This is a genomic window from Nocardioides pyridinolyticus (assembly GCF_054653575.1).
Window position 1 is genome coordinate 146023 of the sequence record NZ_BAAIFY010000008.1, and the last position, 9538, is coordinate 155560.

General features: G+C 71.5%; 11 protein-coding genes and 1 tRNA gene. 6 read left to right on the top strand and 6 right to left on the bottom strand.

Annotation, left to right across the window (positions count from 1 at the left end):
* Positions 1-21: 21 nt before the first annotated feature.
* Entirely contained in the window at positions 22-1836 is a 1815-nt protein-coding gene (locus ACYQ0U_RS09965) for a glycoside hydrolase family 13 protein (RefSeq protein WP_459972214.1), read from the bottom strand.
* Complete coding sequence (soxR, locus tag ACYQ0U_RS09970) at positions 1833-2282, bottom strand: redox-sensitive transcriptional activator SoxR (RefSeq protein WP_459972216.1); 450 nt, start codon at positions 2280-2282, stop codon at positions 1833-1835. The genes ACYQ0U_RS09965 and soxR overlap by 4 nt, the downstream gene beginning before the upstream one ends.
* A 139-nt stretch (positions 2283-2421) precedes the next feature.
* On the opposite strand from soxR, the gene ACYQ0U_RS09975 reads away from it, so the two are divergent.
* From ACYQ0U_RS09975 to ACYQ0U_RS09990, 4 genes are all read left to right on the top strand, one after another.
* Positions 2422-2865, top strand: a complete 444-nt coding sequence (locus ACYQ0U_RS09975; RefSeq protein WP_459972218.1) for a nuclear transport factor 2 family protein — start codon at positions 2422-2424, stop codon at positions 2863-2865.
* A gap of 106 nt (positions 2866-2971) precedes the next feature.
* Positions 2972-3109, top strand: a complete 138-nt coding sequence (locus ACYQ0U_RS09980; RefSeq protein WP_459972220.1) for a hypothetical protein — start codon at positions 2972-2974, stop codon at positions 3107-3109.
* Positions 3110-3141: 32 nt separating this feature from the next.
* Positions 3142-3214 (top strand) — tRNA-Thr (locus ACYQ0U_RS09985).
* A 464-nt stretch (positions 3215-3678) separates the two neighbouring features.
* Positions 3679-4431 (top strand): sulfotransferase family protein, encoded by a 753-nt coding sequence (locus tag ACYQ0U_RS09990; RefSeq protein ID WP_459972222.1) that lies wholly within the window; start codon positions 3679-3681, stop codon positions 4429-4431.
* Position 4432: 1 nt separating this feature from the next.
* On the opposite strand, the gene ACYQ0U_RS09995 is transcribed toward ACYQ0U_RS09990, so the two are convergent.
* Both ACYQ0U_RS09995 and pdxY read right to left on the bottom strand, forming a co-directional pair.
* Positions 4433-4987, bottom strand: a complete 555-nt coding sequence (locus ACYQ0U_RS09995) for a DUF305 domain-containing protein (RefSeq protein ID WP_459972224.1) — start codon at positions 4985-4987, stop codon at positions 4433-4435.
* 10 nt (positions 4988-4997) lie between these two features.
* The gene (gene pdxY / locus ACYQ0U_RS10000) at positions 4998-5849 is read right to left on the bottom strand and encodes a pyridoxal kinase PdxY (RefSeq protein WP_459972226.1); all 852 of its coding nucleotides are present in this window, start codon (positions 5847-5849) and stop codon (positions 4998-5000) included.
* A 251-nt stretch (positions 5850-6100) separates the two neighbouring features.
* Here pdxY and ACYQ0U_RS10005 point away from each other — a divergent pair, with 251 nt between their 5' ends.
* Positions 6101-7051: an aldo/keto reductase gene (locus ACYQ0U_RS10005; RefSeq protein WP_459972245.1), complete on the top strand. Its 951-nt coding sequence runs from the start codon at positions 6101-6103 to the stop codon at positions 7049-7051.
* A gap of 86 nt (positions 7052-7137) precedes the next feature.
* Here the strand turns inward: ACYQ0U_RS10005 and ACYQ0U_RS10010 are convergent, their stop codons facing one another.
* Entirely contained in the window at positions 7138-7908 is a 771-nt protein-coding gene (locus ACYQ0U_RS10010) for a dioxygenase family protein (protein WP_459972228.1), read from the bottom strand.
* 28 nt (positions 7909-7936) lie between these two features.
* Positions 7937-8629, bottom strand: a complete 693-nt coding sequence (locus ACYQ0U_RS10015; RefSeq protein ID WP_459972230.1) for a uracil-DNA glycosylase — start codon at positions 8627-8629, stop codon at positions 7937-7939.
* Between the two features lie 352 nt (positions 8630-8981).
* On the opposite strand from ACYQ0U_RS10015, the gene ACYQ0U_RS10020 reads away from it, so the two are divergent.
* On the top strand, positions 8982-9538 hold a 557-nt coding region (locus tag ACYQ0U_RS10020; protein ID WP_459972232.1), incomplete at its 3' end, for a plasmid pRiA4b ORF-3 family protein.

Below are 9538 nucleotides of genomic sequence, written 5' to 3' on the forward strand. Positions count from 1 at the left end.
TCACGGTAGTCGGTGGCGCGGCTAGAGCACCCAGACCGCGATGCTGGGCCGGTCCGCGGCCGGGATCGTGACCTCGCCGTCCTTCTCGGCGAGGTCGCCGTCGTCGCCCGTCGTCAGCAGCAGCCGCCCGTCGCCGAAGCCCAGGGCGCCCGCCGGCAGGTCGATCGCGTCCGTCGCCGTACGCCGCGCGGCGACCAGCACCGAGCCCTCCGGGTGCTCGCGCAGGAAGACCAGGGCGTCCGCGCCGACGTGCGCCCAGCGCAGCCCACCGCGGCGGAGCGCGGCGTGCTCGTGGCGCAGCCGGGCCAGGCCGGCGTACGCCGCGAGGGTGGCCTCGTCCCAGGACTCCCGGCGGGACCAGGGGAACGGGCGTCGGGAGTCCTCGCCGTTGACGCCCTCGAGCCCGATCTCATCGCCCGCGAAGAGCATCGGCACGCCGGGCAGCGTGAACTGGAGGCCGGCGGCGACCCGGTGGGCGTCGCCGGAGCCGGTGAGCGTGCGGATGCGGGCGCTGTCGTGCGAGCCGAGGATGTTCCACGACGCGGTGGCCGCGCGCCACCCGTAGCGGCCCTGCCACTCGCGCAGGCTGCGCACCATCGAGGCGCCGTCGCGCCGGGGCACCGGCACCGGGCGGCCGAAGGGGCGCGCCGGCGACGCCGGGTCGCGCAGCCACGACCAGACCGGCCAGGAGAAGCCGGAGTAGTTCATGGTGCCGTGCCAGCCGTCGCCCTCGAGGTCGCCGGACGCGTCGTGGTTGTGCTCGCCGATGACGAACGCGTCGTCGCGCTCGGCCTCCGCCGTGCGCCGTACCATCCGCGCGACCTCGTGGTTGACGTCGACGTCGCCGAGGCGGCCGGTCATGTTGGCGACGTCGACCCGCCAGCCGTCGAGGTCGTACGGCGGTCGCAGCCAGCGCGCCACGACCGACTCGGGCCCGTCGACCATCGCCGCCCGCAGCGCGAGGTCGCGGTGGTTGAGCTTGGGCAGCGTGTGGTGGCCCATCCAGCACTCGTAGCTGCCGTCGGGGTGGAAGCAGTAGAACGACCGCTTCGCCTCGTCGAGGAACCACTCGTGGGTGTCACCGGTGTGGTTGGTGGTCAGGTCGCCGAGGATCCGCCAGCCGCGCTCGTGCACGGCCGTCGCCAGGCGCGCGTAGGCCTCGTCGCCACCGAGCAGCGGGTCGACCGCGTCGAAGGTCGACGCGTTGTAGCGGTGGTTGCTCTCGCCGGGGAAGACCGGTGTCGTGTAGACGACGCTGACCCCGATGTCGGCGAGGTGGTCGAGGTGGTCGGTGATCCCGTCCAGGTCGCCGCCGTAGAGCTGGAGCGGCGTGCGCGGGTCGCTGCCCTCGAAGACGACCGTGTCGTCCCACGCCGCGAGGACCGCCCAGGGCGGCGTCTCCCGGTCGTCGGCCGCCGCCGACCGGGCGAACCGGTCGGGGAAGACCTGGTAGACGACGGCGTCGCGCGCCCAGTCGGGCGCGACGGGGTGGGAGCTGAGGAGGAAGTCGAACGCGTCCGGCGGATCGTGGTCGACCGCCCCGACCGCCGTCACCCAGCGCTGCTCGTCGCCGCGCGCGACGAGGAACCGGTAGTGCGTGACGGGGTTGTGGACCGGCAGCGAGCCCTCCCACCACACGGTGTGGGCATCACGCGCGGCCTCGGCGCAGGGGTGGTACGTCGGCTCCGCGTCGTAGGTCGTGCGCACCCAGACCGCGTCGACCGGCGCGGCCGTGCTGGTGCGCAGCCGCACCCGGACCCCGGTGCGGGACGCCGGCGCCTCGTCGTCGACGTAGAGCGGGGAGCCGTCGTGGTGCGGCTCGTGCAGCAGTGTCACCAGGCGATTGTTCCCCGGCCCGCGAGGAGGACCGGCCCCGGCCCCTGCTCGGCGACCACGTCGTCGGGGTTGTTCAGCGCGCAGGTCTTCAGGCTGAGGCAGCCGCAGCCGATGCAGCCGTCGAGCCGGTCGCGCAGCCGCTCGATCCGGGCGATCTGCTCGTCGAGCCGCGGCCGCCAGGCCCTGCTGAGCCGGGTCCAGTCGGCCTTGGTCGGCGTGCGGCCGCTCGGCAGGGTCGCCAGCGCCGCGCCGATCTCCTCCAGGGACAGGCCGACCTGCTGCGCCGTACGGATGAAGGCGACGCGGCGCAGCGTCGACGCCTCGTAGCGCCGCTGGTTGCCGGTCGTCCGGACCGAGGCGATCAACCCCTTGGACTCGTAGAACCGGATCGCCGAGGTTGCGACCCCCGCCCGCTCGGCGAGGTGCCCGATGGTCAGCTGGGTCATGGCGCCCAGCCTCTCGCGGACTTCAAGTGGTGTTCAACTTCTGGGGTAGTCCCGGCCGAAATCGGGGTCTGGGAGCGCTCCCAACCCCCGGTTCGGCAGGGACTACCCAGATTAGAACGCGTTCTATTACGATCCGACTGTGCACCTCACCGACGGCGACCGCATCCGCGGGCTGCTCGCGACGTACTGCCGGCTGATCGATGCCGGCGACTTCGCGGGCGTCGGGGCGCTGATGGCGCACGCGGTGCTGAGGACCGAGGACGGCACGGTGCTCGCCACCGGCGCGGAGGAGGTCGAGCGGCTGTACGCCGGCCTGGTCAGGCTGCACGGCGACGGCACGCCGGGCACCCAGCACGTCGTCGCCAACGCGATCTTCGACGACGCGGGCGCCGACGGCTCGGTGACCGTGACCTCGACCTACTTGGTCTTCCAGGCGCTGCCCGAGGTGCCGCTCCAGCCGATCGTCACGGGCACGTACGTCGACCGGTTCGTCACCGGGGAGGGCGGCTGGCGCTTCGCCGAGCGCCGCATCGGCATCGGCCGGTCCGGCGACCTCGAGCACCACCTCACCGTCACTCCCTGAGAGGCCGTGGCATGAACGGCCCGGCAGCCGTGTCGTCGTCATCACCGGAGCCGCGTCCGGCATCGGCCTCGCCACCGCGGAGCTCTTCCGCGACCTCGGTGACACCGTGTTCGGTCTCGACATCCGCGACACCGTGCCGCCCGGCGTCACCGGCGAGATCGGCGAGACCATCGGCTGGCTCGCCTCGCCGGGCGCCCGGATGGTCACCGGCGCGGTCATCGCCCACGACGGCGGTATGAGCTGAAGCGACCGGCGCCCGTACGATGTGGCCCCGTTGCCGCGTTAGCTCAGCTGGTAGAGCATTCGCCTTGTAAGCGAAGGGTCAGGAGTTCGATCCTCCTACGCGGCTCTGTCGGTGGTCCCACCTAGCTTGCTGGCATATTCGAGTTCCAAGGTTGCGGCGTGATCCTTCCCGGGAGGAAGGCACGTAAGTTCTGCAGCAACGCGTGTCAGCGTGCCGCAGACAGGGCGCGCCACGTAGCACTCTGGCTCGAGAGCGGGACGGGCAGCGTGGGAAGCCACCCCGACCACTACATTCGCGGGCACCTGCGTGCCGAGCAGCGCGGACGCTGCGCCATCTGTGACATCCCGTCTGAGTGGAAAGGTTCACCGCTCGTGTTCGTGTTGGATCACGTCAACGGGGACTCGAACGACAACCGTCGTGAGAACCTCAGGCTGGTCTGCCCCAACTGTGACTCGCAGCTGTCCACCTACAAGGCGCGGAACAAGGGTCGAGGGCGGGCGTGGAGGCGCGACCGGTGCGCGAACGGCCAGTCCTACTGAGGGAGTTCCCGGGGTCTAGGCTGCTCGGTCGTGAGCTCCCCGCAGCGGCTGTTGTTCCTCGCCGGTCTCGCCCGCTCGGGCACCACCGCGCTGCTGCACGTCCTCAACGCCCACCCGGAGGTCGTGGTCGGGATGGAGCGCTACAAGCGCGTCGTCAGCGGCGGCATCGAGCGGCTGACGCCGGAGCTGTTCACCCGGGAGCGCTTCTTCGACTTCTCCGACGGCGAGACCAACCAGGACCCGGTCGAGGCCGCGCGATGGGGCGTGGACTACCCCGCGCTCGAAGCCAAGTTCGACACCGCGACGTACGTCGGCGACAAGATGACCACCGTCCGGTTCGACGCCGTGCACGAGCGGCTGCCGGAGGCGAGGTTCGTCTTCATCGTCCGCGACATCGATCACGTGGCGTCCTCGTGGGACCGACGGGCGCAGGACGCCAGCGACAGCTGGCCCGAGCACGCGGACGCGCGGCTGTCGGTCGAGCGCTGGAACAAGTCGCTGCGCCGCATCCGCCGCGCCGTCCGCCAGCACCCCGACCTCGCGCACGTCGTCGAGTACGAGCGCTTCTTCGGTGACCCGGACGGCACGTCCCTCAGGGGCGTCCTCGACTTCCTCGGCCTGCCGTTGGAGCCCGGCGTGGCCGCCGAGTTCGACCGCGTCCACCGCGAGTACGCCGACCAGGTGGCCGGCCGTGACTGCACGCTCGCGCCCGAGCTGCGGGAGTTCGTCGACGAGCTGGCCGACCGCACCCTCTGGGAGAAGGTCACCCGGCTCGCCCGCTGACTCACTCCTCGAGCAGCTGCTCCATCTGGCCGATCGCGGCCTGCTGGGACTCGACGATCGAGCGCGCCAGGTCGACGGCGTCGCCGAACTCGCCGTCCTCGATCTGGGCCTCGGCCATGTCCACCGCGTCCTGGTGGTGGTCGATCATCATCGCGAGCCAGTGGTCCTCGAACGCCGGGCCGGACATGCCGCCCATGTCCATGTGCGGGTCGTCCGTGTCCTCCATGTCGTGCGCGTTCGCGTGGTCGCGGTCGGTGGCCGGCACCGGCTGGTCCCAGTCCACGAGCCAGTCGCTCATCCGCTCGATCTCGGACGTCTGCGCGGCGGTGATCTGCTCCCCCAGGGCGCTGAGCTTGGCCGAGACCTTCTGCTCCCGGAGCTGGTCGACCATCACCAGCGCCATCGCGTGGTGCTGGATCATCTCGGTGGCGAACTCGACGTCCGCCCCGTTGAAGGGGGCGCCGTCGTCCGGCTCGAGCCCGGGGTCGTCGTCGCCGCAGCCGGCGAGCAGCAGGGCGGTGGCGGCCAGGGCGGCGGCGGTACGTCGGGTGTGCATCCGGGCGACGTTAGCGCAGCCGTCGGACCTCGAAGCTGGCGGGCGGGGCGGCGATCGCGTCCTGGGCGGCGACGAGCTGGATCTCGCGGGTGCCGGCCTCGATCGTCCTCTCGAGGATCGCGAAGACCGACCCCGCGACGCGGCCCAGCGCGGTCTCGGCGGAGCCGGAGCTGCTCAGGTGGGCGAGGTAGAGGGCGGCGGTGACGTCGCCGCAGCCGTTCGGGGTGATCGGCAGCAGCGGAGTCTCGACGGCCCAGGCGCCCTCCTCGGACACCGCGACCATGTCGAGCCGCCCCTCGGGGACCTCGCCGTGCAGCACGCTGGTGACGAGCACGTCGCGCGGCCCCCTTGCCCGGACCTCGTCGACGGCGTCGAGGATCTCGGCGAGCGTGCGGGTCTCGCGGCTGGCGAGGAAGTCCAGCTCGAAGTGGTTCGGGGTGACGATGTCGGCCCGGGGTAAAACGGTGTCGCGCATGAACTCCGGGATGCCCGGCCGCACGAACATGCCGCGCCCGACGTCGCCCATCACCGGGTCGCAGCAGTAGACCGCGTCCGGGTTGAGCTCCTTCACCTTCGCGACTGCGTCGAGGATGATCGCGCCCACGGCGGGATCGCCCTGGTAGCCCGACAGCACCGCATCCGCCTTCCCGAGCACGCCGCGGTCCTCGATCCCGGCGATCACCTCGCGGACGTCGTCCGCGGCGAGGAGCGGCCCGCGCCACGCGCCGTACCCGGTGTGGTTGGAGAAGTGCACGGTGAGGACCGGCCAGACCTCGTGGCCCAGGCGCTGGAGCGGGAAGACGGCGGCGGAGTTGCCGACGTGGCCGTAGGCGACCGAGGACTGGATGGACAGGATCTTCACGCACCGATCCAACTGCGCACGCCCTGTACGGGCAACCCAGAACACGTACAGCAGGTCGGTCAGGGGCATCCTCGCGAGGTGCCCGCATTCGGTCGGGCAACGTGAACGTGAGCGGCATCCTCGCGACGGCGTACGCCCGAAGGGAATGCGAGGCGTGCGTCAAGGGCGTGCTCGGCGGCCTGCGGGTGATGATGCGGCGGGCCGGATCCGCTGAGCGTCCGGGTCGTCGTACTCTCGCTCGCGTGAGCGAGATGACCTACCGCCCGCTGGGCGACTCGGGGCTGATGGTGAGCGCGGTCGGGATCGGCTGCAACGCGTTCAGCAGGCGCGTGGACCTGGACGGGGTGCGCGGCATCCTGGGCGCCGCGCGCGACGCCGGCGTGACGCTGCTCGACACCGCGGACATCTACGGCGACCCGCCGGGTGGGTCGGAGGAGCTGCTCGGCGAGGCGCTGCAGGGCCAGCGTGACGAGTTCGTCGTGGCGACGAAGTTCGGCATGGACATGCGCGGGGCCCTGGGGAACGACTTCGGGGCGCGCGCCTCGCGGCGCTACGTGCGCCGCGCGGTGGAGGGCTCGCTGCGGCGGCTGCGGACCGACCACATCGACCTCTACCAGCTGCACGAGCCGGACGCTGTCACGCCGATCGAGGAGACGCTCTCCGTGTTGACGGACCTGGTCCGCGAGGGCAAGGTCCGCTACGTCGGCTGCTCCAACTTCGCCGGGTGGCAGGTCGCCGACGCCGCGTGGACCGCGCGCACCGCGGGCCTCGAGGGGTTCGTCTCGGTGCAGAACCGCTACTCGCTGCTGGACCGGACCGTCGAGGCCGAGGTCGTCCCGGCGTGCAAGGAGTTCGGGCTCGGGGTCCTGCCGTTCTTCCCGCTGGAGTACGGCCTGCTGACCGGCAAGTACCGCCGCGGCGCAGCCCCTCCGGCCGGGTCTCGGGCCGACCTGGACCCGTCGCGGTCCTCGTGGCTGGCGAACGCCGACTGGGGCCGGATCGAGGCCTTCGAGGCGTACGCCGCCGCGCGCGACCTCTCCCCGCTCGACGTCGCCATCGCCGGCCTGGCGGCCCAGCCGGCGGTCGCGTCGGTGATCGCGGGCGCGACGTCCGGCGACCAGGTGCGGGCGAACGCGGCGGCGCTGCGGTGGCGGCCGTCCGCCGAGGACCTGGCCGAGCTCGATGAGGTCACGACGGGCTGAGGTTCCAGGCCACTCGGCGCGGTTCCAGCCCGTTGCAACGGCCGGGAACCGTGGGGATACCCGGTTGACCGGGTATCCCCACGACCTCAGGCGACCTGCAGTGACCGCTTCGACAGCCCCATCCAGAACCCGTCGATGACCTGGAGGCCGGGCTCGTCGGGGGTGGTGGCGGCGCCGAGGGTGACGAACAGCGGTGAGTAGTGCTCGACGGTCGGGTGGGCGTACGGCATGCCGGGCGCACGCGTCCGGTACTGCGCGAGCGTGTCGATGTCGCCGCGGGCGAGCGCCTCGCCGGCCCAGGCGTCGAAGTCCGTGGACCAGCCGGGGGCGGCCGCGTCGATGCGGAACTCGGTGAGGAACGGCAGGCCGTGGGTGAGGAAGCCCGAGCCGACGATGAGCACGCCCTCGTCGCGCAGCGGCCTCAGCCGCTCGCCGAGCTGCATCAGCCGCACCGGGTCGTGGGTGGGCAGCGACATCTGGAGGACGGGGACGTCCGCGCCCGGGTACATGATCTTGAGCGGCACCCAGGCGCCGTGGTCGAGGCCTCGGCTGGTGTGCTGGTGGACCGGCTCCGAGGACGGCAGCATCGCCGCGACGCGCGCGGCGAGCGCGGTGGCGTCGGGGGTCTCGTAGGTCATCCGGTAGTACTTCGGGTCGAAGCCGCCGAAGTCGTAGACCAGCGGTGCGCCGCTCGCGCTGAGGCTGACCGGCGCGGACTCCCAGTGCGCGCTGACGATGAGGATCGCCGTCGGTCGCGGCAGGTCGGCGGCCCAGGCGGCCAGCTGCCCGGACCAGATCGGGTCGTCGAGCAGGGGCGGCGCTCCGTGGCCGATGTACAGCGCGGGCATGCGGGTCATGGTCACTCCAAAGGTTGCATCTTCAACTTTATTCCATCGGCAGCCTCCAGTCCACCGGCGTGGCCCCCTGCTCCTCGAGCAGCGCGTTCGCCCGGCTGAAGGGGCGCGAGCCGAAGAAGCCGCGGTACGCCGACAGCGGCGACGGGTGCGGGGACTCGACGACGGGGATCGTGCCGAGCATCGGCGTGAGGCTGCGCGCGTCGCTGCCCCAGAGGATCGCCACCAGCGGCCCGCCCCGCCGCGCGAGAACCTCGATCGCGCACCGAGTGATCGGCTCCCAGCCCTTGTCGCGATGGCTGTTCGACGCGCCGGGCTGCACGGTCAGGCTCCGGTTGAGCAGCATCACGCCCTGGTCCGCCCAGGCCGTGAGATCGCCGTGGCGCGGCGGCATGATCCCGAGGTCGTCGCGCAGCTCCTTGTAGATGTTGACCAGGCTCGGCGGCAGGGGCCACACGTCGTGCCGGACGGCGAAGCTCAGCCCGATCGGGTGCTCGGGGTTGGGGTAGGGGTCCTGGCCGACGATCAGCACGCGCACGTCGGCGAGCGGGCGCTGGAACGCGCGGAAGACCCGCTCGCCCGTCGGCTGGTAGGCCCGTCCGGCGGCGAGCTCCGCGCGCAGGAACTGCCCCATCGCGGCGATCCGGTCGTCGACCGGCGCCAGCGCCTCGGCCCAGTCCGGCGCCATCAGCTCCTTGTCGACCAGGCCCGCGAGCGCACTCATGCCCGGAGGCTAGGGCACGAGCACACGGAGAGCCGAGCGCCCCTAGCCTCGATCTTTCATGACGCCGGTGAAGGTGGTGTCGGGCTGAGTTGATGAGTTCGGGCGGTCGTTGGGCGTGGTCGACCGCCGGCTCTGTGCCGGTTTTCCGGCTCTTCACAGTTGAGGGTGTAGCGCACGTCGCTGCAGTTGCTGGCGCGTCGGTGGCTGGATAGGGGTCGAGGTCTCCCGACGATGGAGGTTCCTACGCCGTCCATCCGAAAGAGGCTCTTCACAGTTGAGGGTGTAGGGAGCTGGGGTCTGAATGAACCCGCTGGTCTCGAGCAGCGGTCGGGCGGTCTGGTTGGCTGGGGGCGTGCCGAAGAAGAAGCGGAAGAGGAAGAGCGGCGTGTCCAGGGCCGGTGCGGACCTGGCGTTGCTCCAGACGCTGATGGCGGATGCCGGCCGCGATATGTTCGCGGGGATGTTCGATGAGCCGACGCCGGAGGTGCGGGAGGTGCCGGAGCGGGCGCGGGGCTTCCGGGTGCGGGTCGACCTGATGTACGCCAAGCCGCCGATCTGGCGTCGTCTCGACCTGCCCGGCGACCTCATGCTCGACGAGTTGCATGTCGTGCTGCAGGTCGCGATGGGCTGGGAGGACGGCCATCTGCACAAGTTCGGTGTCGGCGTGGACCGGCGTACTCGTGCCTACTTCGTCACTGGATTCGATCTCAGCGAAGGCGACGAAGGCGTCGCCGAAGACGACGTCCGGCTCGACCAGGTGGTGTCTGCCAAGGGCGACCGGCTCTTCTATGACTACGACTTCGGCGACGGATGGGAGCACGTGCTGGTGGTCGAAGAAGTTCTCGACGATCCGCCACCGGCTCCGGTCTGCCTGAAGGGCAAGATGGCCTGCCCGCCGGAGGACTGCGG

Bases quoted from the DNA above. Each gene is read 5' to 3' on its own strand.
- ACYQ0U_RS10005 (WP_459972245.1), top strand. From the start codon at position 6,101: ATGACCTACCGCCCGCTGGGCGACTCGGGGCTGATGGTGAGCGCGGTC.
- ACYQ0U_RS10015 (WP_459972230.1), bottom strand. From the start codon at position 8,629: ATGAGTGCGCTCGCGGGCCTGGTCGACAAGGAGCTGATGGCGCCGGAC.
- ACYQ0U_RS10010 (WP_459972228.1), bottom strand. From the start codon at position 7,908: ATGACCCGCATGCCCGCGCTGTACATCGGCCACGGAGCGCCGCCCCTG.
- soxR (WP_459972216.1), bottom strand. From the start codon at position 2,282: ATGACCCAGCTGACCATCGGGCACCTCGCCGAGCGGGCGGGGGTCGCA.
- ACYQ0U_RS09995 (WP_459972224.1), bottom strand. From the start codon at position 4,987: ATGCACACCCGACGTACCGCCGCCGCCCTGGCCGCCACCGCCCTGCTG.